20 protein-coding genes and 1 pseudogene are annotated in these 23,543 nt (G+C 42.1%); 5 read left to right on the top strand and 16 right to left on the bottom strand.

Annotated features, from left to right (window positions below):
* Positions 1–18: 18 nt before the first annotated feature.
* From BST86_RS10170 to rpe, 6 genes and pseudogenes are all read right to left on the bottom strand, one after another.
* Positions 19–367: pseudogene (locus BST86_RS10170) on the bottom strand (TM2 domain-containing protein).
* Positions 368–403: 36 nt separating this feature from the next.
* Positions 404–799 carry a VOC family protein gene (locus tag BST86_RS10165; RefSeq protein ID WP_394340888.1) on the bottom strand — a complete coding sequence of 132 codons (396 nt, stop codon included), beginning with the start codon at positions 797–799 and terminating at the stop codon, positions 404–406.
* Positions 796–1,758: a 2-hydroxyacid dehydrogenase gene (locus BST86_RS10160; protein WP_105983153.1), complete on the bottom strand. Its 963-nt coding sequence runs from the start codon at positions 1,756–1,758 to the stop codon at positions 796–798. Before BST86_RS10160 ends, BST86_RS10165 begins: the two co-directional genes overlap by 4 nt.
* Positions 1,759–1,780: 22 nt before the next feature.
* Positions 1,781–2,257, bottom strand: coding sequence for a hypothetical protein (locus BST86_RS10155; protein WP_105983152.1), 477 nt, complete (start codon positions 2,255–2,257; stop codon positions 1,781–1,783).
* Between the two features lie 109 nt (positions 2,258–2,366).
* Positions 2,367–3,716 (bottom strand): magnesium transporter, encoded by a 1,350-nt coding sequence (gene mgtE / locus BST86_RS10150; RefSeq protein WP_055411114.1) that lies wholly within the window; start codon positions 3,714–3,716, stop codon positions 2,367–2,369.
* 140 nt (positions 3,717–3,856) lie between these two features.
* Positions 3,857–4,519: a ribulose-phosphate 3-epimerase gene (gene rpe / locus BST86_RS10145; protein WP_105984004.1), complete on the bottom strand. Its 663-nt coding sequence runs from the start codon at positions 4,517–4,519 to the stop codon at positions 3,857–3,859.
* Positions 4,520–4,602: 83 nt separating this feature from the next.
* Between rpe and BST86_RS10140 the strand changes: the two genes are divergently transcribed.
* Positions 4,603–4,884 (top strand): hypothetical protein, encoded by a 282-nt coding sequence (locus BST86_RS10140; RefSeq protein ID WP_105983151.1) that lies wholly within the window; start codon positions 4,603–4,605, stop codon positions 4,882–4,884.
* A gap of 79 nt (positions 4,885–4,963) precedes the next feature.
* Here the strand turns inward: BST86_RS10140 and BST86_RS10135 are convergent, their stop codons facing one another.
* The 6 genes from BST86_RS10135 to tamL all read right to left on the bottom strand — a co-directional run bounded on the left by BST86_RS10135 (position 4,964) and on the right by tamL (position 13,936).
* Complete coding sequence (locus tag BST86_RS10135) at positions 4,964–6,223, bottom strand: mechanosensitive ion channel family protein (RefSeq protein ID WP_317046547.1); 1,260 nt, start codon at positions 6,221–6,223, stop codon at positions 4,964–4,966.
* A gap of 179 nt (positions 6,224–6,402) precedes the next feature.
* Positions 6,403–8,649 (bottom strand): polyribonucleotide nucleotidyltransferase, encoded by a 2,247-nt coding sequence (locus BST86_RS10130; RefSeq protein WP_105983150.1) that lies wholly within the window; start codon positions 8,647–8,649, stop codon positions 6,403–6,405.
* Positions 8,650–8,823: 174 nt separating this feature from the next.
* Entirely contained in the window at positions 8,824–9,093 is a 270-nt protein-coding gene (gene rpsO, locus BST86_RS10125; RefSeq protein WP_055411110.1) for a 30S ribosomal protein S15, read from the bottom strand.
* A 218-nt stretch (positions 9,094–9,311) separates the two neighbouring features.
* Complete coding sequence (gene accD, locus BST86_RS10120) at positions 9,312–10,172, bottom strand: acetyl-CoA carboxylase, carboxyltransferase subunit beta (RefSeq protein ID WP_105983149.1); 861 nt, start codon at positions 10,170–10,172, stop codon at positions 9,312–9,314.
* 84 nt (positions 10,173–10,256) lie between these two features.
* Positions 10,257–11,324 (bottom strand): class II fructose-bisphosphate aldolase, encoded by a 1,068-nt coding sequence (fbaA, locus tag BST86_RS10115; protein WP_105983148.1) that lies wholly within the window; start codon positions 11,322–11,324, stop codon positions 10,257–10,259.
* A gap of 59 nt (positions 11,325–11,383) precedes the next feature.
* Positions 11,384–13,936, bottom strand: a complete 2,553-nt coding sequence (gene tamL / locus BST86_RS10110) for a translocation and assembly module lipoprotein TamL (RefSeq protein WP_105984002.1) — start codon at positions 13,934–13,936, stop codon at positions 11,384–11,386.
* Positions 13,937–13,963: 27 nt separating this feature from the next.
* Here tamL and BST86_RS10105 point away from each other — a divergent pair, with 27 nt between their 5' ends.
* Positions 13,964–14,695, top strand: a complete 732-nt coding sequence (locus tag BST86_RS10105; RefSeq protein WP_105983147.1) for a TrmH family RNA methyltransferase — start codon at positions 13,964–13,966, stop codon at positions 14,693–14,695.
* Here BST86_RS10105 and porT read toward each other — a convergent pair.
* Both porT and ubiE read right to left on the bottom strand, forming a co-directional pair.
* Positions 14,682–15,380, bottom strand: coding sequence for a type IX secretion/gliding motility protein PorT/SprT (gene porT / locus BST86_RS10100; RefSeq protein WP_105983146.1), 699 nt, complete (start codon positions 15,378–15,380; stop codon positions 14,682–14,684). The genes BST86_RS10105 and porT overlap by 14 nt on opposite strands.
* Positions 15,381–15,386: 6 nt before the next feature.
* Complete coding sequence (gene ubiE, locus BST86_RS10095) at positions 15,387–16,118, bottom strand: bifunctional demethylmenaquinone methyltransferase/2-methoxy-6-polyprenyl-1,4-benzoquinol methylase UbiE (protein ID WP_105983145.1); 732 nt, start codon at positions 16,116–16,118, stop codon at positions 15,387–15,389.
* Between the two features lie 148 nt (positions 16,119–16,266).
* On the opposite strand from ubiE, the gene trkA reads away from it, so the two are divergent.
* The 3 genes from trkA (at position 16,267) to BST86_RS10080 (ending at position 19,793) form a co-directional block, all read left to right on the top strand.
* Positions 16,267–17,625 carry a Trk system potassium transporter TrkA gene (gene trkA / locus BST86_RS10090; RefSeq protein ID WP_262497934.1) on the top strand — a complete coding sequence of 453 codons (1,359 nt, stop codon included), beginning with the start codon at positions 16,267–16,269 and terminating at the stop codon, positions 17,623–17,625.
* A complete protein-coding gene (locus BST86_RS10085) occupies positions 17,625–19,121 on the top strand; it encodes a TrkH family potassium uptake protein (protein WP_105983144.1) in 1,497 nt (498 codons plus the stop codon). Before trkA ends, BST86_RS10085 begins: the two co-directional genes overlap by 1 nt.
* A 99-nt stretch (positions 19,122–19,220) precedes the next feature.
* The gene (locus BST86_RS10080; protein WP_105983143.1) at positions 19,221–19,793 is read left to right on the top strand and encodes a DUF3109 family protein; all 573 of its coding nucleotides are present in this window, start codon (positions 19,221–19,223) and stop codon (positions 19,791–19,793) included.
* Between the two features lie 420 nt (positions 19,794–20,213).
* Here BST86_RS10080 and BST86_RS10075 read toward each other — a convergent pair whose 3' ends face one another.
* Together BST86_RS10075 and BST86_RS10070 are read right to left on the bottom strand one after the other, a co-directional pair.
* Positions 20,214–22,001 carry a ribonucleoside-diphosphate reductase subunit alpha gene (locus BST86_RS10075; RefSeq protein WP_105983142.1) on the bottom strand — a complete coding sequence of 596 codons (1,788 nt, stop codon included), beginning with the start codon at positions 21,999–22,001 and terminating at the stop codon, positions 20,214–20,216.
* Between the two features lie 2 nt (positions 22,002–22,003).
* Positions 22,004–23,278, bottom strand: coding sequence for a ribonucleotide-diphosphate reductase subunit beta (locus BST86_RS10070; protein WP_105983141.1), 1,275 nt, complete (start codon positions 23,276–23,278; stop codon positions 22,004–22,006).
* Between the last annotated feature and the right edge of the window lie 265 nt (positions 23,279–23,543).

The following is a 23,543-nucleotide window of genomic DNA, read 5'->3' as shown; positions in this document are numbered from 1 at the left end:
GAAGTGAATTTCTAAAGATTAAAACCAAGGTTTTTTTCCAACCTGATAGGTTTGGTAGAACTCCTCGTCAGACTTAGTCAGATAGATGATACCTTCAATAAGACCAATGATACCTCCAAATCCACAGGTTAAAACACTGATCACGATCTGAATAATTCCTGCTTGAGTGTATCCTAAAATAAATTTATGGATACCCTAAATACCCTAAAAAGATACCCAGCAAACCTGCGAGAACCTTTTTGTTTTCCTGACCGTTTACAATGTCATTAACGCCACGCTGGAACTCTCTGGCGCTTTCCTTGGCAGCCTCTTTAGCTTCCTCAAAACTCTCGTTTCTTTTGGTGCTATCATAACCTTCTGTACTCATGTGTTTTATTTTTGATTGGTTGGAATAAAAATAAATTTATTTTTCAAATAACGATTCGTTTTTTGGTTCCCATAACTCAACTTTCCTATCATCAGCATCGAGTATCCACGCAAATTTACCATACTCAAATTCTTGGGGTTCACCGACTATCGTCACACCTTGTTCTTTTAAATCGATGAGCAATTTACTAAGGTTTTTAACCCTATAATTTATCATGAACTCCTGTTGCGATGGTTCAAAATAATCCGTGTCTTTCTTAAACGGGCTCCATTGCTGGCTCGTCTTGTTTTCAGGTCTCTCCACATCTCTATTCCAAAATGTGTGGCCATACGTGTCATGATCAATGCCTAGATGCTTTTGGTACCAGTTTTTAGTTGCCTGCACGTCTTTGCATTTAAAAAATATACCGCCTATCCCTGTTACTTTTTTCATGATTTCAAATGTTTGATCATTTTATCTGCGATGACTTCGGCCAGTTTGAATTTTGACTCTACCGTCCAACCCGCCACATGCGGACTCAAAATGACATTTTCCATTTGCATCAATTGGTTCAATGCTTTTGGTATATCGCTTTCCTGCCTGTCCGGCATGCGGTTGCGAAAGAGTGATTCAAAAGAACTTTTCTCATATTCCAAAACATCCAATCCAGCACCCAGCACCTTACCATTCTCCATGGCGGTCACTAGATCCTCAGTCACCACTGCAGATCCTCGAGCTGTATTGATGAGGTAAAATGGATTAGCAAAATCTGAGATTAACGCAGTGTTTATCATTCCAATAGTTTCAGGAGTTTGTGGTGTGTGTAAACTAAGCACCTCTACTCTAGATTGCAGCTCGCTTAGCGAAACCTGAGTGGCATTTTCATCGCCTACACCATCTTTAATATCATGACATAAAACAGTGCAATCAAAACCTCTGAGTTTTTTGGCAAAGGCTTTCCCCATATTACCATACCCTATGATACCTACCGTTTTGCCGTCTAATTCTAGTCCGCGATTTCCTTCACGGTTCCATATACCTTGACGCACTTCTTGATCTGCTTTGTTCAACTTATTAAACAAAGAGAGCAGCATTCCTAGTGCATGTTCGCCTACCGCATTGCGATTTCCTTCAGGAGCATTAAAACAAGAAATGCCTAGTTCTTCTGCCACCTTTAGGTCGATGTTTTCCAGACCAGCGCCTACACGTCCAATGCACTTTAAGTTGCTGCACTGCTCAAGAAAGTGCTTATCTATTGGGAACCTACTACGCACCACGAGGCCATCATATTGACCTATGACTTTTTCAATTTGTTCCTTGTTAGAGGTGTAATCGTGGTGGTTGCTAAAACCAGCATCGGCTAGTTTTTGTTCCAAAATCTCGTGATTACTGTCTAAATGAAGGATTTTCATGAATATAATTTAGGAAAAATTGTTAGTAGTCAATGTCATTAAGCTCACGCTGGTAGTCATATTGTAGATCTTCATGAAGCGTAGAAATCCGGACTTTTACCAGCACAATCTGTCGCTTCACAACGTCCCTGATGATTTTGTTACTCATCAATTTAGGATGTGTCTCCTGAAGGCTTTTGCAAAAATGAATCAGTAAGGCGACTTCAGTTTCTTTATGGCCAGAATACCTTATAAATTTCTTGGTCTCTTTGAGAAGTCGGCGTATTCCTTTTTTGGCATAATATCCATTACTGGTGTTGATTTCCAGCAACTTCTCATCGATGTACGATTTAATGGTCTGTATGTACTCATCTTCATGATGCGCCTCAAAAAGCAGGTAAGACAACAATTCTTTGTTTTCCTTTTTAAATCGGGACAACCTTAATACGATCTCGCGCAGCTCGGCTTCCGTGCGGTCCTTGAGTTCATCGCGTATTTCTTTGGCTGTTGCAGCTTTCATGTAGTGAAGATAATGGGAAATGAGCTTTCAAGCTAGTACAGGAGCAGCGTTGACGTTTATTTAATATTGCTTTCGCGAAAGCGAACTTATCAATATACCGCCTGGAATTCTAAATGCCTATAATCGCCTTTGCGAGCATGAAGTAAATCAAGATCCCGCAAATGTCGTTGCTAGTCGTGATAAAAGGACCTGTCGCCAGTGCAGGATCAATGCCGCGTTTGTGTAAAATAATTGGAACCGAGGTGCCTATGAGACCAGCCACAATGATCACCACAAACAAAGCCGTTGAAATAGCTACTGATACCAGCAGGTCACCCTTAGAAAAATAAGTGTAGGCAAATAGCAAGATGCCCAGAATCAAACCGTTGAGCATGGCCAGCAGCACTTCTTTAATCAATCGATTGCTGATGCTTCCTTTCAAGTCATCATTAGCAATTCCCTGCACGATAATTGCGCTGGACTGGACACCTACATTACCGGCCATTGCCGCAATAAGTGGCGTAAAGAGGAACAAAATTGCATGTTGGGCCATGAGCGGCTCAAAAAGCCCCATGATAAACGCAGCCCCTATACCGCCAAAAAGTCCCAAAACCAGCCACGGCAATCGTGCTCTGGTCAGTTCCCAGATGCTGTCGTTAGCCTCTACGTCTTGAGAGATACCTGATGCGAGCTGGTAATCTTTTTCTGCCTCTTCTGTGATAAAATCTACAATGTCATCAATGGTAACGCGACCTACCAGACGATCCAACTCGTCTACTACTGGAATGGCTTCAAGGTCATACTTACGCATGATACGTGCAACCTCTTCACCAGATGTATTGACGGTGACGTAGTCCACTTTAGGGATGTACACTTCTTTTATGGGCGTGTTTTCTGCACTGGTGAGTAGATCTTTTAGGGAAAGTCTGCCTTTCAGTTTTTGGTTGTTGTCCACCACATAAATAGAGTGGACTCTGGTGACGTTTTCGGCTTGTGCGCGCATCTCGCTCACGCAACCGGTAACCGTCCAGTTCTCATTGACCTTTACCAATTCTTTGGCCATCAATCCACCAGCGCTGTTTTCATCATAACGCAAGAGGTCCACGATGTTTTCCACGTGTTCCTCATCTGCCATCGCACTTATGATTTCCTGTGCGCGCTCGTCTGATAGATCGTTAAGGATATCTGCAGCATCATCAGTATCCATTTCTTCCAACTCATCGGCAATTTCTTGAGGCGACAAGGCGCCCAGGACCCGATCACGCTGGTCCTCGTCCAGTTCCATCAAAGCCTCACTGGTCGTCTCACTATCCAGTAACTTGATAATGAAAATCGCCTCTTCCAGATTGAGATCGTCGATGATCTCTGCAATGTCTGCAAAGTGAACATCTTCTAGAATCGATTTTACCTGCTCTGCATCATTCTGTTCAATGAGGTGCTGTAGGTTCTCGATAAAATCGTCTGTAAGTTGGAATTGCATAGAAAAAGTTACTTATCCACAAATATAATTGGATTAAGCGTAGTAATCAGAGGAGTGTTTGAACTTGAATAGATCACGATCAACTGTTTTACTATGTATTGCAGTCTACCCATCACATTTGACGGTCTACTTACAGAGCTTTAAGAATTTGCTAGTTCACGCAATTCTTTAATGGTCTTTTCTTGATCTGCCGATTTGAATACGTAAGAACCTGCGACTAGTACATCTGCGCCAGCTTCTACCAATTGTTTCGCATTCTTGTCCGTCACGCCACCATCGATTTCGATCAGTGTTGAGGCACCTTTACTTTTGATCAATTCTTTCAATTCCTTGACCTTATCATAGGTATTCTCAATAAAACTTTGTCCACCAAAACCAGGATTCACGCTCATCAAACAGACTAGATCAATATCCTTGATAGTATCTTTCAAATGATCAACACTCGTATGTGGATTCAACGCTACACCAGCTTTCATGCCATTAGCTTTGATGTTTTGGAGAGTGCGGTGCAAGTGAGTGCAAGCTTCAAAATGTACCGTGAGAATATCGCAACCTAGATCTGCAAAAGTTTTTACATAACGATCTGGATCAACGATCATGAGATGGCAGTCGATGGTTTTGGTCGCGTGTTTTGCAATGTCACGCAAAACTGGCATCCCAAAAGAGATGTTGGGTACAAAAACACCATCCATGATATCGATATGGAACCAGTCTGCGTCACTGCGATTCAACATTTCACAATCGCGTTGAAGGTTGGCAAAGTCGGCAGCAAGGACAGATGGAGCAATAAGTTTTGACATGATGAAGTATGTTTTTTGCAAAGATAAAATTTTGAAAAGGCCTCAACCGAATTCTGTCCTCGTAATTTTTGGATTAAATTTATTCCATGAGCTCCAGACCAGCATCTAGATCCCGCATCAACCAGTTGAACATTGCCTCCATGGTAATTTTGCTCATCATCCTGATATTTTTTGTGCTTAAGGATACGTTTCCGTTCCAAACTCAAAAATGGATTTACCTCATTTTGGGTATTTTGCTCATTGTCGTGGACGTATTACGAATTAGGGAAGTCTACAAATTGGGACATCGCAAGCTTTTGCTCGTCAGGATAGTGACCACACTTATGGTAACAGGTTTCGTTGGTTACTGGTGGTATTTACACTTTTAAAAAGATTGGAATGAGAGTTCGCTTTCCTACCTGTCCGGCAGGCAGGCGCGAAAGCGAACAAAAAGTCATCATTACTCAATCATGAATCTGCATTCAAGGATGTGAAATGAGTATCAAACTCAAAGATCTCGAGATCAAAATAGGGAACGGCTGCCATGGCGTGATCAAAAATATCGGCCATGATGTATTCATAGTTTGCCCAGCGTTTATCACTGCTAAAGGCATAGATCTCTAACGGCATGCCTTGTGAAGTAGGCGGCAATTGCCGGATCATGATCATCATTTCCTTATTGATGGCAGAGTGGCTGCCCACATATTCCTGAAGGTACTTTCTAAAAACGCCTATGTTGGTCAAGTTGCGACCGTTGATCAAGACGCTTTTGTCTATTGCATTCTGCTCGTTAAAGGTGTTTATTTCTTCTTGCTTTGATTTTAGATAATCGGTAATCAGACTTATTTTTTGCAATCCTTGTAGATCCTTGTTTTCTAGATAACGTATGCTCCTAGATTTGATAATGATGGCTCTTTTAATACGCCTACCACCAGAATCGGTCATGCCACGCCAGTTTTTATAGGCATCAGAGATGAGCGCATAAGTTGGTAAGTTGGTAATCGTATTGTCAAAGTTTTGCACCATGACCGTAGAGAGGTTGATCTGTAATACCTCACCATCAGCGCCATATTTTTCCATCGTGATCCAGTCACCTATACGTACCGTATCATTTATAGAAACTTGAATACTGGCTACAAAACCCAGAATCGTGTCCTTAAAAATCAACAGTAAAATCGCCGATGCCGCTCCTAGCGTAGTGAAAAACTTGATAAACTCAATATTGGCCACGATCGCAAGTATAGAGGCAAAAGCCAGTACCCAAAGCACTAACATGATCACTTGAATGTAACTGTCTATAGGTTTATCTCTAAATCGTACGGTAAGTTTCAAAAACTCGTTGACAGTACGTAAAACGCTCCTGAAAATGAAAATGATCAAGAACACAAAAATGACCCACAATAAGGTTTGAAAACCACTTTCCAACCTTGGGTAATCAAAAAACAAGTAAGGAATGCTTCTATTTAATAAAACAACAGGAACCACCAAAGAGGCCAGGCGAGGTGCGCCGTGTTTGACTAAGAGGTCATCAAACTGAGTTTCGGTGCGTTTTGAAAAGGCTTTGAATGCTGTAATGATGGCACGTCTAGTGACCCAGTAGATGGCAAATAAAACAATGGTAAATAATAATCCCAAGACGAGAATGTTACCCAACTCTGCCAGGCTTTTTTCCCAACCTAGATCTTCTGTGAGCCAGTCATAAATGAATCTTCTATATTCTATCATCATCTTCAAAATTTATGGCAAAATTAGAGCGATTACTTTACAAACCCGCCTTGGATGGAGTTCATTTCAAGACGGCTAAAAACCGCCAATAAAAAAACCGTCGCTAGAATCTCTAGCGGCGGTTTTGCATTTGTGCTCCATTCAAGCAGATCCTGAAACAAGTTCAGGATGACAAGGATGGATTAATCCTCAGATTTATCGTCATCATTGCTGCGACGTGGGCGATCGTTAGATCTGCGGTCATCGCGACGGCCACCACTACGGCGATCATCACGGCCACCGCGACTGTCGTCACGCTTGCGTGGTGGACGTTCTGTCCAGCCTTCTGGTTTAGGTAATGTTTCCTTACGGGAAACTTTTTGCTTCTTGGTACGTGGATCTACACCCATGTATTTAACATCTAGAGTATCGCCTACTTTAAGTACCGTAGAAGGATCTTCAATACGCTTGTAATCAAACTCACTCACGTGAAGTAACGTTTCTTTGCCAGGCTTGAATTCTACCACTGCACCAAAGTCTAACATCTTCACCACTTTTACATGGTACGTCTCGCCAACTGTTGGTTCAAAGATGATGTTCTGGATACGCTCAAGAGCGTCCTCGATCTTGGCACGGTCTGTACCAGCGATCTCGATAATACCCATCTCATTCTCTTCCTTGATGTTGATGACCGTATCGGTTTCTTTCTGTAATTCTTGAATTACTTTTCCGCCAGGTCCTATCACAGCACCAATGTACTTACCTTCAATCTCCATAGATTCCATCTTAGGAGCGTGTGGCTTCACATCTGCAGCAGGAGCGGCAATCGTGTCAGTCAGCTTTCCTAGAATGTGCATACGGCCTTCTTTAGCCTGCATCAGTGCATTGGTTAGGATTTCATAGGAAAGTCCTTTTACCTTAATGTCCATTTGACAAGCCGTGATACCGTCTGCAGTACCAGTAACTTTAAAGTCCATGTCACCCAAGTGATCTTCATCACCAAGGATGTCAGACAATACCGCATACTTATCACCTTCTGTAATCAATCCCATGGCAATACCAGAAACTGGTTTCTTCATAGGTAGACCAGCGTCCATCAATGCCATGGTACCAGCACAAACCGTTGCCATAGAAGAAGAACCGTTAGATTCCAAAACTTCGGACACCACTCTTACCGTATAAGGTAGATCTGATGGAAGCATTCTTTTCAATGCACGTTGCGCCAAGTTACCGTGACCTATCTCACGACGGGAAGTTCCACGTAGTGGACGAGCTTCTCCAGTAGAGAATGGTGGGAAATTGTAGTGTAAGTAGAAACGCTCTTCACCTTCTTGTGAAGCCATATCAATGATATTGGCATCTCTTGAAGTTCCCAGTGTTACTGTGGCTAGAGCTTGTGTTTCTCCGCGAGAGAAAATCGCACTACCGTGAGTAGATGGAAGGTAATCTACCTCACACCAGATATCACGTATGTCTGTCGTCTTACGACCATCTAAACGTATACCTTCATTCAACAATACATCACGTACTGCTTTCTTGTGGGTCTTATTGAAATACTTAGAGATCAAATCACCGTTAGCTTCTTGATCTTCTTCTGAGAATTGAGCCTTGATTTCTTCCTTGATCTCGCTGAAGGCCGCGCTACGCTCGTGCTTAGCACTTCCCAGTTTTGCAACATCATAGACTTTTTGGTAGGCAAGTTCTGCTACTTTAGCCTCGATATCTGCATCCTCACGCTCGCCTTCGTACTCACGTACTTCTTTTTTGCCTACTTGCTCAGCAAGGGCAACTTGGGCAGCACATTGGTCTTTAATAGCTTCATGAGCGGCTTTAATGGCAGCGATCATATCTTCTTCAGAGATCTCTTCCATTTCACCTTCTACCATCATCACGCTGTCTGCGCTCGCACCTATCATCATTTCAAGATCTGCTACTTCTAGTTGTGCATAGCTTGGGTTGATCACGAACTCGCCATCAACACGTGCCACACGTACTTCAGAAATAGGGCATTCAAAAGGAAGGTCAGAAAGCTGAATTGCAGCACTAGCGGCAAGTCCTGCCATAGCATCTGGCATTACCTCATCGTCATGAGACATGAGTTGGATCATTACCTGTACCTCTGCATGGTAATCTTTAGGGAACAATGGGCGCAATACACGGTCTACAAGACGCATGGTAAGAACCTCACCATCATTGGGACGTGCCTCACGTTTAAAGAATCCACCTGGATATTTACCAGCTGCGGCAAATTTCTCACGGTAGTCTACGGTAAGTGGAAGGAAATCTAGTCCAGTAGATTTGTAGCTGGACACTACAGTTCCTAGAAGCATTGCTTTACCACATGTGATCACAACAGATCCATGTGCTTGTTTTGCAAGCGCTCCAGTTTCAATAGTGATGTCTGGCCCATTGGCCATCTTAATCACTTGTTTAAAAACTTGTGGTTTCATTTTGATTTGTTAAACGTTAATCTCAAGTTGTGTGTGGTGAGAAGGCGTTTACTTACTGAGAAACCAGCTTTTGTTATGTCGCGATAATTATTTTTATTACGCTTTCGCGAAAGCGTAAACAGCATGAACCGCTGCGATATAAAATAAAAAAGGGGACACGCAGTCCCCAGTTTATTACTTTCTAATACCTAGTTCCTTAATCAACTCACGATAAGCAACAATGTCTTTCTTCATTTTGTAATCAAGAAGAGAGCGACGCTTTCCTACGAGTTTCACAAGGCTACGCTCTGTGTTGTAGTCGTGGCGATTGTTCTTAAGGTGTTCTGTCAAGTGGTTGATACGGTAGGTAAACAATGCGATTTGCGCGTCTGTGTTACCGGTATCGTTTGCTGATTTCCCGTACTTTGAGAAGATTTCAGCTTTTTTTTCTGGTGCTAAATACATGCCAAAATTATTTGAATAATGAATATTATGTATGTCAGTCGATCTGACGATGCTTTGAGATTCACTCTCTTAGCGGCTGCAAAGATACGTTTAAAAAATAAAAGTAAACCGAAAAAGAAAATCAAACTTAAGATAAGTCAACCGTTGTAAGACAGTAGTAACTTTTAATTCATAAGAATGATTTCACATCTTTCTGCAAGCTGCGACTAAAAACCTCTCTAAGCCACCTTAACCTCTCGGTTCAAGATCAAGTCTAGATATTGATTTACTTTTTTCTTTAACTGTGGGCGTGGTACGATAAAGTCTAGGAAGCCTTTTTCCAAAAGAAACTCTGCTGTTTGAAAACCTTCTGGCAATTCCTTACCAGTAGTGTCACGAACGACACGTGGTCCAGCAAAAGCAATCAATGCGCCAGGTTCACCTATGTTTATGTCACCCAACATCGCAAAAGATGCTGTCGTACCACCAGTAGTTGGATCAGTACACAATGAAATGTATGGTATGCCAGCGTCAGAAAGCTGGGCGAGTTTTGCGCTGGTTTTAGCCAGTTGCATCAGAGACAATGCTGCTTCCATCATACGAGCACCTCCAGATTTAGAGATGATCATAAATGGAATATTGTTTTTAAGCGAATAGTCTGCAGCACGGGCTATTTTTTCTCCTACCACGCTTCCCATGGATCCACCAATAAAAGCAAAGTCCATACAAGCCACCACAAGATCATGACCGTTTGATTTACCTACAGCAGTACGTACCGCATCTTTCAATCCTGTCTTGGACTGGGCAGCGTCAAGTCTGTCCGTATACTTTTTAGTATCGGTAAACTTCAATGGATCTTTTGAAGTGATGTTAGGGTTGAGCTCTTTGAACTGGTTGTTGTCAAAAAGGATTTCAAAATATTCCTTACTGCCTATTCTAACATGATACCCGTCTTCTGGACTCACATAAAAGTTGTTTTTAAGCTGTTCAGAATCTACGATTTTACCGGTAGGTGACTTATACCATAAACCTTTAGGCGTGTCTTTCTTTGCCTCAGTAGGTGTGGTAATTCCCTTTTTCTCTCTTTTAAACCAAGCCATATGAATTGTAATGAATTAGAAGTAAAATATAGAGTAGCGCAAATGTGTAAGATTGCGATGCTCTATTTTTACTTTTGTTTCTTCTTAAAGTGTTCCTACATTATTTAAATCTTCAAAGGCTTTTTTCAAGCGCTCTTTGAAAGACTCTTCTCCTACGCGCAACCATTTGCGTGGATCGTAATATTTCTTGTTAGGGGAATCTGGACCTGTTGAATTTCCTATTTGGGATTTTAGGAAGTCGTCGTTGCTGTCCATATATTTTTTGATGCCGTCAGCAAATGCCCATTGAAGATCTGTATCAATGTTCATTTTGACTACACCATAACCTATTGCTTCACGTATTTCTTCTACTGTAGAACCAGAACCACCGTGAAATACAAAGTCAATGTGATTGTGCTCCACACCATATTTTTTGGTGATGTATTCTTGAGAGTTCTTCAAGATTTTAGGAGTAAGCTTTACGTTACCTGGCTTGTAAACTCCATGAACGTTACCAAAGGCTGCTGCCACCGTGAACTTATCACTCACTTTGCTTAGCTCTTCATAAGCATAAGCGACTTCTTCTGGTTGGGTATATAATTTTGACTCGTCAACATCGCTGTTATCAACACCATCCTCTTCACCACCAGTAATCCCTAGCTCAATTTCAAGCGTCATGTCCATTTTTGACATGCGCTCCAGATATCTTTTACAAATCTCGATGTTCTCTTCCAGTGGTTCTTCACTTAGGTCTAACATGTGCGAGGAGTATAAACTTTTTCCGCTTTCGCGAAAGCGTGCCTCACTAGCATCCAGCAAACCATCAATCCATGGCAATAGATTCTTTGCACAGTGGTCTGTGTGTAGAATTACCGTTGCGCCGTAAGCTTCTGCAAGTTCGTGTACATGCTTAGCACCGGCAATACCACCCAAAATGGCCGCACGCTGGTTCTCGTTGCTCAAGCCTTTACCGGCGTTAAATACAGAACCACCGTTGGAGTACTGTATAATGACAGGTGACTTAAGTTGTGCAGCAGTTTCCAAAACCGCGTTTACAGAGCTGGATCCTATCACATTTACCGCTGGTAATGCATAGCCATTTGCTTTTGCATGATTGAATATTTCTTGAACTTGATTGCCTGTGGCAACGCCTGGCTTGATGTTGTGGCTCATAGTTTTATTTGTTGGACTAACAAAAGTAAGCAAATTATAAAAGCTGCGAATATTCGCAACTAGAAAGGATAGTTGATTCCCACGTTAAGAACAGAGTTGGCAAAATTATATTCTGTAAACCATCTGCGATCCTTAGATAGCGCTGGATTGTATGTTTTGAATCCTATATCAAATCGCAGTACGAAAAACCCAAAGTCATATCGCACTCCAAATCCAGATCCTATCGCTAGATTCTCCAGATCTTGAAACTCGTTAAATACAGCTCGCGGATCTTCCTCACTGTCTGCCACGTTCCAAATGTTTCCAATATCAGTAAAAATGGCGCCCTTAAATGCTCCCAACAGCTGGAATCTATATTCTGCATTGAAGGCGAGCTTCATATTGGCAACATTAAAATCGTTGAGCCCACCAGTGCTTCCTGGACCTAGTTCATACGCTTGCCAGGCGCGATTATCGTTGGGACCACCAGCAAAAAAGGACCTAATGAAGGGAATGTTGTCTGAATTGCCATAAGGCACAGCGATACCGCCCAAAGCTTTTATAGCTAAAACGTTTTTATTATCATATTCCCAGTGCTTGATGTACTCAATTTCAGGCTTTAGATATTGCGAAAACTCTACACCAAAAACGCGTCTATTCCCATTCTCATTGCGGTCTGCGTTGAGTAGGCTCGACACTCCAGCAATCAGGTTACCTGCACTTTCCAGACGCACGCTAAATCTTGAATAGTCCTCGTCGTAAATTCCTTGCTTGTTGTTTCTTATCCAGTTGTAGGAACTTGCTATAATCAAATTGTTCTGTACCAATCGATCACGTCGCTCATTAATATTTCTAATGTCTTCCAGCTGTGATGCGTTTGTGTTGAAGTTTCCTTGCAGGGCATCGTTGATGAATTGGTTAGTACCTTCAGGAACGCTGAGGTCATTTTCATCATTTACATAAGTAGGATCTGTAATGTTGAGATCCATGGCGATATCATTAAGGCTGGTGTAACTGCTGCGATAAACGTTGAAAAAATCCTGCGGATCTAGATTGCGTACATACTGGGCGTTGATCAAATCAAACCTCGTACTCTTGATAGGTGTTTGCTGCCATCGATAGCTCAAAGCGCCGTTCACGCTTTGGCGGTCCAGACCAATATTGGTTTGGGAAACAAAACCAAGGGAAAGATTGGTGGCAGGAGACATGTATTTAGGAATAACTCCATCAGTTTCCAGTGGGAAGAATAGTCTAGGGAATATAAGGCTGGCATCTGCTCCTAATTCCTGAAGGTCAAAAAACCTAGAATCGCCGGTAGCATTGTTGGAACTTGCCCCTATGTTACCCCTAAATGTGATGCTCAATAACTCACTGCCTTTAAAAACATTCCTAACTAAAAAAGATGAATTAAGACCAACTCCAAAAGATTGGATATTACTGTGTGAAGCCTCAGTACCAAAAACGAGGTTATACTTTTTCTTTGAAGTAAGTAATATGTTTGCGATCAGATTATTTCCAGTAGAATCTGCTGGATCCTCTACATAGGTAATACTGGGATATAGGAAGCTGTTCAGTTCCGTTATTCTTTTGTACGTGCGGTCTCTATCTAGGTCTCTATAAATAAAATCTGGCTCAAAGAAAACAGCGTCTGTCAACACACGATTGCTATATTTTAATTTGCTGTTGCGTATGATTTTATAACCCTTGTAATGAACAGTATCTGGTATAATACTGTCTTGTTCCCTTTGATAATCGGGAAGAATGTGAACCTGACTTATTTTATGTAGTTGGAAAGGGACTCTTACTGTGGAATCAGCATCTTCAATTTCGCGATCTCTGATGATCAAGGTAAGATTGGCTTTGTGATCTGTGTTTACGGTATCGCCTTCAAATTTGATAAATTCCTTTTCCATATGGATGGCGCCATTGTTACGGAACAGTTTGTAAAGCCTATCACGCTCTGCATTGATGTCTCCTGTGTAATATTGCCTTCCTTTTTCCAGTAAGCTAATGTTCTTATTGGCTTCATATAAAGAGTCAATGACAGGAGTGGAGATCTTGCTGTTGATGCTGTCAACAATATACGGTTGGTGACGTTGTACATAATAATTGACACGAGCTCGTTTTTCTCTTTTGGCATCAACGGTTTCTTCGTTAACTTCTGTGTTGAACCAACCTTGATTCCAATACCATTGTCTGAGACGCTCTGACGATTTTTTACTTGTATTTTCATCCACCAGCACAGGTGCTTGACCTGTACGCTTCAACCACTGGTTAAAAGCAACCAGCCCTTCACCCAGTTGCATGGTTTGTTTTTCAGATAACAAATCAATTCTTCTCTCCAATTGCTTAGGATTTTCTTGCATCCATTTAAGGTATATGGAATCACGGTGCGGTCTGGCGAGATTATAAATGTGAAGTCTCAAAGGGAAAAACCCTATGCCTTGATTAGGCTGCTGTATAGGTAGATTTGCCACACGGTCATCTTCAGGAGCAAGGCTGTCCACGATAATGTTGTTCTCTAAAAGAAGCTTACGACCATCGGGAACTCTTCTGATCGTGCTACACGATACTGAAAAAATAATAAGCGTAACAATTAAGCCTATTTTTGCGTGAAGTCGTTTTATTCCCATAGGTAGCGGCTCAAAAATACGATGATAATGATTACCAAAAATAAAATTAAACAGATCAAAAGCCTGGCAAGAAAAAAGCATCGGGATGAGCTGCGGCTATTTATTGTAGAAGGCTATAAATCCATAAGAGAACTCAAAAATGCTGGACTTGGTATAGAAGAAATCTTTGTTACCAATGAGGCACAAAAGCTGGATGACCTTCACCCAAAAACCATTACCGCAGCAGAGATGAAGTCCATTTCTAATTTGAAAACACCGCCAGGATATCTCGCCGTGGTAAAAATGCCTGAGCCGCAGGCTTTACCCAATGAAGGCTTGATTCTCGCCCTTGATAATGTTCAGGATCCAGGTAATTTGGGAACTATTATTCGGCTAGCAGATTGGTTCAATGTCAAGAATGTGGTTTGTAGTTCTGCAACGGTGGATTTGTTCAATCCTAAATGCATTCAAGCTACTATGGGCTCTATTGCTCGAGTCCATGTGCATTATACAGATCTAGAAGATTACCTTCAAAAAAGCGACCTGCCTATAATGATTGCCACCATGAGTAAGACTAGTGTCTACGATATGAGCTTGCCTAATAATGCCATCCTTGTAATGGGAAGTGAGTCTCATGGAATTTCTGAAGAACTCTTGAATCTAGGTTCTGCGATTTCAATACCTCAATATAGTCCTGAAAATGATAAAACGGAAAGTCTCAATGTTGCTACCGCAACCGGAATACTGTTAGCAGAATGGCGTCGATCTACTGGAATGTAAAGTTTAAAAACACACCTCTAGAGAGCATGCTATCCACGCTACCCGTGTATGGGCTGTCTGGATTTTCATCTCTCACCAGCTCGTCACTAATGGCAAATACACCTCTTATGGATGGTGTGAACTTGAAGTAAGGCAGGTAAATATCCACTCCTAATCCCATTTCATAATTGAAAACTCCAGTCGTTTGCCTAAACTGACCAGCGCTGTTGTCATCAGGATTGTCTTCATTACTGGAAAGATTGTGCGAGTATGACGCACCGCCAATTACAAAGGGCTTCCAGTTGTTCAATCTTTTTGTGGAGACTTTGAGCAATAAGGGTAATTGAATGTAGGTAGAACTCACTTCTCTTATGGACTGCTCTGGAGCGGTAAAAGAAGGATCGGTGAACATAAGATTACGTTGTACAAAAGCAACTCCAGGCTCAAATCTTAAATTGAGATATTCATTGATTCTTAAATCGCTTAAAACACCTACATTAAATCCAACGGTTGTCTCGGTCTGGATTTCATCTACAATTTCGTTGTAGTCAAACTTATAATCATAGGTATTAAGACCCATATAAAAACCAAAGGTCAAGATCTGCTTGTCAAAATTCTCACGGTTTTTGAGGCGCTCCTTTGTGAAAAGTTGTGCAGTGGCAAATGAACCTGTGAGGCAAACAAGAATTAAAAAGGTAGTTCTCAACGGTAATTATTTAATGGCTTTGTAAATGGTTGAGGCGCCGTGAAACTGTAAATGGCTCTCCACATCCTTAAACCCAACTTTCTTTAAAATATTGTTGAAACGCTCTCCATAAGGGAATTTTGAAGCACTTTTTGAAAGATATCCGTATGCCTTGCGATCCTTAGAGAAAATTTTGCCCAGCGTTGGTACTACTAAATTGCTGTACACGTAATATCCTTGTCTAAAGGGAAATTTTTGAGGCACGCTGGTTTCAAGAATGACTAAGATCCCGTTGGGTCTTAAAACGCGCAATATTTCAGAAAGGCCTTTTTCAAGGTCTTCAAAATTACGAACACCATAGGATACGGTTATTGCGTCAAACGTGTGGTCTTCAAACTGTAGGTTCTCAGAATCACCCAGCACCATTTCAATGCGATCGTCCAGTTGTTCCTGTTTCACCTTGATTTTTCCCACTTCAAGCATACCGCTGGAAATATCTAGACCCACGAGTCTGGAAGCCTTAGTTTTTTCAGCCATTTTGATCACTAGATCACCGGTTCCTGTTGCGATATCCATGATTGTATCAGGCTGGTGCGCGGCGACCATATCCACGACGTTGTCACGCCATTTTTGATCCAGTCCTAGAGAAATCAGACGGTTCAGGCCGTCGTACTCTCCGCTTATGGTATCAAACATTTCGGTGACTTGCTGCTTTTTTCCGGCGGCATCGTCCTGATTTGGTTTTACTTGTTCAGACACGGTTTGTGGTTTGTGTCAAAGATACAATGGAGCGTTGAGGTAATTGTTATTTCGCTTTCGCGAAAGCGTATTTATCAACCATCCCATCAATATTAGAGCGACTTTCTTACCTTATTATGACCTTATTGGTATATTTGAATTCCACAGAATCGATTTTATGAAAATCATTATTGCTGGCGCTGGCGAGGTAGGATTTCATTTGGCCAAGCTGCTTTCTTATGAATCTCAAGATATCACCCTTATAGATCCCGTAAAGGAGAACCTGCATTATGCAGATACCCATCTGGATATAAGGACAATGAGAGGCGACGCCACATCTATCAAAACGCTCAAGGATTCTAATGTAGATGAAGCTGATCTAGTTATTGCTGTAAGCAGCAGTCAGGCGATCAATATTACGATTGGGGTACTGGCGAAGCAGTTGGGAGCCAAAAGGACCATCGCTAGAATTTCAAATACAGAGTTCCTCGAGGAGCAACAAGCCATAGGTTTTAAGGGATTTGGTATTGACGAATTGATTTCACCAGAATCGCTTGCCAGTAAAGAGATTGAGCTGCTTCTCAATCAAAGTGCCTTTAATGATAGTTATGAGTTTGAAGATGGAGCGCTTACCATGGTAGGAGTAAACCTTACCCGTACCGCACAATTTGTAGGTAAGTCTGTCCAGGAAGCTGGCGAGATTTTCCCTGAAGTTCATTTCATGCCTATTGCCATACAGCGTTTTGGGACCCAGTATACCTTGATACCACGTGGTGATACCCAATTCAAGGAAGGTGACCAAGTTTATTTTATTACCACCACTGGTGGCGTGGACGAGCTCTATAAACTTACCGGCAAGACACGACGCACCATGAAAAACGTTATGATCTTAGGCGGTAGCAATATAGGTGAACAAAGTGCCCGTAATCTATCAGCTGCTGGGATGAACGTAAAACTAGTAGAAATCGATCCTGAAAAGGCTTTTGACCTAGCGGATAAATTACCAGAGGTTCTTGTGATAAGCGGTGATGGACGCAACGTGGAATTGTTGCAGGAAGAAAGTATTCACGAGATGGATGCTTTTATAGCAGTTACCGGTAATAGCGAGACCAATATTATTTCTTGCCTTATGGCAAAAAGCAAGAGCGTGCGCAAGACCATATCGCTGGTGGAGAATATGGATTACTTCCAGCTGTCACATAGCATAGGGATCGACACCTTGATCAATAAAAAGCTTCTTGCGGCAAACAATATATTTAGATACATACGTAAAGGAGAAGTGGTCGCGATGACCAAGCTCAACAACATGAATGCCGAGCTGCTTGAATTCATCGTGAAGGAAAACAGCGATTTATGTAATAAGAAAATCATGAATATCAATGTGCCTCGCAGCGCTATCATTGGTGGTGTCATACGTGAAGGTAAAGGAAACATTGTATTAGGTAGCTTTACTATAAAAGCAGGTGATAGAGTAGTGGTTTGTTGTTTGCCGCGCTCTATTTCCAAAGTGGAAAAACTGTTCCAATAATGCCAAGACTCAACTACAAGATCATTACTTATATCATGGGATTACTGTTGGTTTTCAACGGTGGTTTTATGTCTATTAGTTCGCTGGTAAGCGCTTACTACAGCGAGAATGAATCGCTGGAAATTTTGCTGGCAGCGGTAGTGGCGATCACTCTAGGATCGTTGATGATGTTGTTAACCAGAAACCACATTAAGGAATTGGGAAAAAAGGAAGGATACCTCATTGTTACCTTGGGCTGGTTGTTTATGGCTTTTGCTGGTACCATGCCCTATTTATTTACAGGTGCCATAAGTAACTATACCGATGCTTTTTTTGAAACCATGAGTGGTTTCACCACCACAGGTGCCAGTATCATGAACGATATTGAGATCATGCCTAAAGGTGTACTCTTCTGGCGCAGCACAACGCACTGGATAGGTGGAATGGGAATTATAGTACTCGCGGTGGCGATCCTACCTTTATTAGGAATAGGTGGTATGCAACTTTTTGCTGCAGAGGCGCCTGGTCCCAGCGCAGATAAACTTCATCCAAGAATTACTGATACTGCCAAACGTCTTTGGCTTATTTACGTTGGCTTTACAGGGATCGAGACTGTTCTTCTTAGAGTAGCGGGAATGGGATGGTTTGATGCTGTGAATCACGCCATGAGTACACTTTCTACTGGTGGTTTTTCTACAAAAAACGCCAGTATTGCTTACTGGAATGATAATCCATGGATCCAGTGGATTATTACACTATTTATGTTTATTGCTGGGATGAACTTTGTATTAAGCTATTTTGGCTTTAAGGGTCAGTTTAAAAAGATATTTAGGGATACAGAATTCAAATGGTACGCAAGCTTTGTTCTAGGTTTTTCTATCATTGGAGCACTGCTGATATATTTACAGGCAGATGTTTCAATCTCGTCCATAGCGCATCCTATGGTTTGGGGTGAATTGGAAAGCGCCGTGAGGCATTCATTTTTTCAAGTGCTCGCGGTGATCACCACTACTGGATTTGTATCTGCAGACTATACCATGTGGACGCCATTTTTGACCATCATGTTCTTTGGGTTGTTCTTTTTAGGTGGTAGCGCAGGATCCACCTCAGGTGGTATTAAAGTGATGCGACACATCATCTTGATACGTAATGGTATTATGGAGTTCAAACGCACCTTACATCCCAATGCTATTTTACCGGTACGTTACAACGGCAAGGCGTTGTCCAACAATATTGTGTTTAACATTCTGGGCTTCTTTATCCTTTACATGCTTTCCTTTATAGTGGGTTCTGTTGGATTAGCAGCGTTAGGTTTGGATTTTGACACGGCAATAGGTGGAGCGCTTAGTAGTTTAGGTAACGTAGGTCCTGCTTTTGGGGATCTGTCACCCGTTAACAACTTTGCCGGCTTACCTGATTTAGGGAAATGGTGGTGCGCCTTTTTAATGCTCATAGGAAGGTTGGAGTTGTTTACTGTTTTGATATTATTGACTCCGTTCTTCTGGAGGAATAGGTAGAACATCTATCTCATCCATATTACGCTATCCAATGATTCTCTAGCTTCTTAAGGCGAGTATGTCAGTAGCTGTTATCTTTGCAACCTCAATAAATGATATATGTTTCAGTTAGGGAAAACCATCGTGTCTGATGATGTTCTGGATAAGGATTTTGTATGCAACCTCACAGCTTGCAAGGGCATTTGCTGCGTTGCTGGCGAGGCTGGTGCACCGCTGGAACAAAAGGAGCCCGACATCCTTGATGCGGAGTATGAGAAGATCAAGCCTTACCTAAGACCAGAAGGTATCACAGCGATTGAATCCCAAGGCACCTGGATCGAGCGCGAGAACGGCGAACTAGAAACGCCTCTAGTCAACAATAAGGAATGCGCCTACGCCACTTTTAAAGATGATGGCACCGCGCTTTGCGGTATTGAGGCTGCATATCGTGATGGAGCTACCCAATTTTACAAGCCTATTTCCTGTCACTTATATCCAGTGCGCCTACAGGAATACACTGACTTCACAGCGGTGAATTATCATAAATGGCAAATTTGCGATGACGCCTGTGAGCTAGGTGAGGAGCTGGGCGTTCCTGTCTATAAATTTTTGAAGGAATCGCTTACGCGAAAATTCGGTAAGAAGTGGTACGCAGAACTTGAAGAAATTGCCGAAATGAAATCACATAAGTAAGATCCAAGACCGCTGCGCTTTAAGATAATAGATTCGAGACCAATCAAATTATAATCACTAGGGCGTCACCAACCCATCATTATACGTAACTTTTTGTCATCCTGAACTTGTTTCAGGATCTTCTGTTTTTTCTATTTCAGTAGTCTAAACTTGGTTGAAATGACCTTTTAGCAGGTTATTGTAATGCGATTTTTTCAAGTAGATGATCGATGTTTCAGCATGACAATTTTTTATGTTGCGTGAGGGATAGTAGTGGAAATCCTTTTTGTCACGCGATAGCGGGAAAAAAGATTGCAACGTATAGCCCGACCGAGCGACAAGCGAGGTCACGCCCTAAAGCTTAACCGCAACAGAATAAATAGAAAAGCCGCCTGATCAATAGTGACCAGACGGCTTTCCAACATTATTATAATAGGATCTTTACGCCTCGCAGCTCACGCACTCTTTCTTTTGCTTGAACTTTTGTGCGGCGTTCATACTGTGCTGGTAATACAGGGATTTCAATCCCAGTTTCCATGCGGTAATGTGGATCTTGTTCACATCTTTAGTCGCCATGTCTGGATGAACGATGATGTTCACGGACTGACCTTGGTCAATGTGATTCTGACGGTTTGCCGCCTGATAGATGATGTCCATCTGGTCGAGTTCGCTGTAGGTCTGGAAAACGGCTTTTTCATTCTCTGTCAAGAAATCCAGGTGCTGCACGCTACCATCGTGGTTGCGTATGTCATGCCATACTTCTTGAGTATTCATTCCCTTTTCTTCCAACAATTCCACTAAGTAAGGATTCTTGATAGTGGTCTTGATTTTGGCAATGTCTTTCACATAAATATTGGACCATATAGGCTCAATACCTTGGGATACTTGACCCAGGATAAATGCGCTAGAAGTGGTAGGAGCGATCGCATTAAGCGTCGCGTTTCTACGGCCATAACCTTTTAACAATTCTGGCTCACCGAATTTTTGCGCTAACTCTTCGCTCGCTTTGTAACTCTTTTCTTTCAGTGCCTTGAAGATCTCGCTGTTTAAATTGAAGGCTTCCTGGCTGCTGAATGCCAATCTTTTTGACTGGAGTAAAGAGTGCCATCCTAAAGCTCCTAAGCCTAGGGAACGGTTGTCTTTTGCAAACTTATACGCGCGCTCCATAAACAGGAACGTCTGACGGTCGTCCAATTTATCAGAGTCACGATATGCTTCCAGTTTTTCCAAGAACTCTGTAATCACAGCGTCAAGGAAGTATACCATAGTTTCTACGGCGTCTGTGTCCTTCCACTTGTCATAATGCAAAAGGTTGATGCTGGACAATACGCATACGAAAGAGTATTCATCGCTGGATGGCAACATGATCTCTGTACACAGGTTGCTTGCATAGATAGGCATCTTTTTATCCTGGTAAACATCTGCCGCGTTGTTGTTGGCATTGTCTGTAAAGAAGATGTATGGATAGCCCATCTCACCACGAGACTGCAGTACACGTGCCCAGATGGTACGCTTTTGCTCATCACCAGCGATCATTTGCTCCATCCATTCATTAGTCACGGTCACACCGTGCGTCAATTCCTGGATAGGGTTTCCTTCAGTTCCTATCTCCAGAAACTCGTTGATGTCTGGATGTTCTACAGGTAGGTAAGGAGAGAAACGTCCACGACGTACAGATCCCTGACTTACTACATCTACCATAGATTCAAACAATCTCATGATATGAACCGCTCCAGAGGCCTCTCCATTATTTTTAATGGCAGCACCGCGATGACGTATTTTACCAAAGTAACCAGATGTACCACCACCTAGTTTTGACATCATCCCAACTTCTGATTGTGAGTATAGGATATTACCTATATCATCATCAATGTGGGAACCAAAACAACTGATGGGCAAGCCACGACGCTTACCGAAGTTAGACCATACTGGTGATGCCAGTGAGTAAAAGCCTTCACTCATGTAACCATAGAACTTGTCTGCATAGCCTGGAATTTTCAGGATAGCCTCTGCGCGCTCTGCTATTTCACGTATGCGCCCTTCTGGTGTTGCGCCAGGTGTTAGGTATCCAGCTTCCAAAAAGTTGCGGCTGTTCTCGTTCAACCATTCAAAACCTTCCTTAGATGGTTTTGCAGAGTTGAGAGCTTCTTTTCTTGCGTCAACCAACTTCTGGTTGGCATCAACCTTTTGTTGTTGTTCTACTTGTGTCGTGGTATTCTGTTCTTTCATAATTAAAATAGGTCGTCTTTGGTTACACTTTGGGCTCTCTTGGTATAGTTGATGGATCGCTTCACAAAGAAGTCTCCATGTTTAGTGGCAATAATTTCATCGTCAAACCATTCCGTTTGCGCGATGAGGTCTTCGTCAATTTCAAATACCTTCTCGATGCCTATACTGGCGAGCGAGTTGTTGAATCTGTTTTTGATAAATTCGTTGACTATGGCTTTAGGCAAGAAGTCCAGTTCTCCTTCTTCAAAGATCCAGTCCACAAGGGCGCTTTCTGCCTCAAAGGATCTTCTACACATGTTCTGGATGCGCTCGTGGTATTCTTCTGTAAACCAGCCTGGCTGCTCGTCACGTAGGATTCTGATCAAGTCGATACCAAAATCACCGTGAATCTGCTCTTCCTTACTGGTAGCTTCTACCACATTAGAAATTCCCTTCAACATGTTCTTGTGCTTGTTAAAGCCCATGATGATCAAGAACTGTGAGAACAAGGATACGTGCTCAATGAAAAGGCTAAAAAGCAATACAGCTTCTGCATAGCTCTGGTTGTCGTCTGCTTTAGAATTGCGCAACGCAGTTTCCAGATACTGCACACGCTTCATGATCACAGGTTTCTTTTTTAACGCCTTGAATTCTTCATTAAGTCCCAGGATCTCGATAAGGTGCGAGTAGGCATCTGCGTGACGTACTTCACTTTCTGCAAAGGTGGAACCTACAGCGCCTATTTCTGGTTTAGGCATACGGTGATACAAATCACCCCAGAATGATTTCACGGCTACCTCAATCTGTGAAATGGCCAACATCGTGTTTTTGATGGCACTTTGTTCTACCGGTGTCAATCTGGATTTGAAATCCTGGATGTCGCTGGTAAAATTATACTCTGTGTGGATCCAGTAGGAATGACGTATCGCTGGAACATATTCGTATAGTTGTGGATACTCGTAAGGCTTCAAGTTGACGCGCTTCTCAAAAATATCCGTCTTGCGCTCCATGGCGCGCTGATTTCTATATAGGATGTAAGCTTTTGCCGCCTCGTGAAATTCGGTTTCCATCAATTTGTTCTCGACGATGTCTTGAACCTGCTCGATGGTAGGAATATAATTAGGATCGATATCCTTCCTTTTCATCAGGGTTTTATATACCGCTAGGGCAACGTTTTGGGCGTCTTCTTGGGTTCCAGAATTTACGGCAGATAGTGCCTTAAATACTGCATTTGTTATGTTGTTGAGATCGAACGGCTTAACGCTGAAGTCTCTCTTTCTGATGTGAGTGATTTCCATGGGCAAACTTTAAATGACTTGAATAATTTAAAAGTCGTCATAGATCAGGGAAATTTTCAGTGAAATCTTGGGACGTTCTCCACATGGTTATTAACATCGTTTTAGGAGCAGATTGAGACTGAAAAAAACAGCGATAAGTAAGCTAATTCCTACTCTTGAAAGTCCCATAAGTTCGTTGGGTGTTAAAATGATTTTGCGGTTTTCGCTTTCGCGAAAGCGTCATTTCAACTTCTTCTAACCTCAAAAAGGCTTCTAAAAACGGGTA

Source organism: Nonlabens agnitus (assembly GCF_002994045.1).
Lineage (GTDB): Bacteria > Bacteroidota > Bacteroidia > Flavobacteriales > Flavobacteriaceae > Nonlabens > Nonlabens agnitus.
The sequence above is the reverse complement of the archived record's forward strand: the minus strand, read 5'-3'. Positions and strand labels throughout refer to the sequence as shown.

Coding starts and splice junctions, on each gene's coding strand:
- fbaA (WP_105983148.1), bottom strand. CDS start 11,324: ATGAGCCACAACATCAAGCCAGGCGTTGCCACAGGCAATCAAGTTCAA.
- BST86_RS10135 (WP_317046547.1), bottom strand. CDS start 6,223: ATGATGATAGAATATAGAAGATTCATTTATGACTGGCTCACAGAAGAT.
- BST86_RS10070 (WP_105983141.1), bottom strand. CDS start 23,278: ATGGAAATCACTCACATCAGAAAGAGAGACTTCAGCGTTAAGCCGTTC.
- rpsO (WP_055411110.1), bottom strand. CDS start 9,093: ATGTATTTAGCACCAGAAAAAAAAGCTGAAATCTTCTCAAAGTACGGG.
- BST86_RS10085 (WP_105983144.1), top strand. CDS start 17,625: ATGCCAAGACTCAACTACAAGATCATTACTTATATCATGGGATTACTG.
- tamL (WP_105984002.1), bottom strand. CDS start 13,936: ATGGGAATAAAACGACTTCACGCAAAAATAGGCTTAATTGTTACGCTT.
- mgtE (WP_055411114.1), bottom strand. CDS start 3,716: ATGCAATTCCAACTTACAGACGATTTTATCGAGAACCTACAGCACCTC.
- BST86_RS10080 (WP_105983143.1), top strand. CDS start 19,221: ATGTTTCAGTTAGGGAAAACCATCGTGTCTGATGATGTTCTGGATAAG.
- BST86_RS10160 (WP_105983153.1), bottom strand. CDS start 1,758: ATGAAAATCCTTCATTTAGACAGTAATCACGAGATTTTGGAACAAAAA.
- accD (WP_105983149.1), bottom strand. CDS start 10,172: ATGGCTTGGTTTAAAAGAGAGAAAAAGGGAATTACCACACCTACTGAG.
- BST86_RS10075 (WP_105983142.1), bottom strand. CDS start 22,001: ATGAAAGAACAGAATACCACGACACAAGTAGAACAACAACAAAAGGTT.
- BST86_RS10155 (WP_105983152.1), bottom strand. CDS start 2,257: ATGAAAGCTGCAACAGCCAAAGAAATACGCGATGAACTCAAGGACCGC.
- BST86_RS10130 (WP_105983150.1), bottom strand. CDS start 8,649: ATGAAACCACAAGTTTTTAAACAAGTGATTAAGATGGCCAATGGGCCA.
- BST86_RS10140 (WP_105983151.1), top strand. CDS start 4,603: ATGAGCTCCAGACCAGCATCTAGATCCCGCATCAACCAGTTGAACATT.
- BST86_RS10105 (WP_105983147.1), top strand. CDS start 13,964: ATGATTACCAAAAATAAAATTAAACAGATCAAAAGCCTGGCAAGAAAA.
- BST86_RS10165 (WP_394340888.1), bottom strand. CDS start 799: ATGAAAAAAGTAACAGGGATAGGCGGTATATTTTTTAAATGCAAAGAC.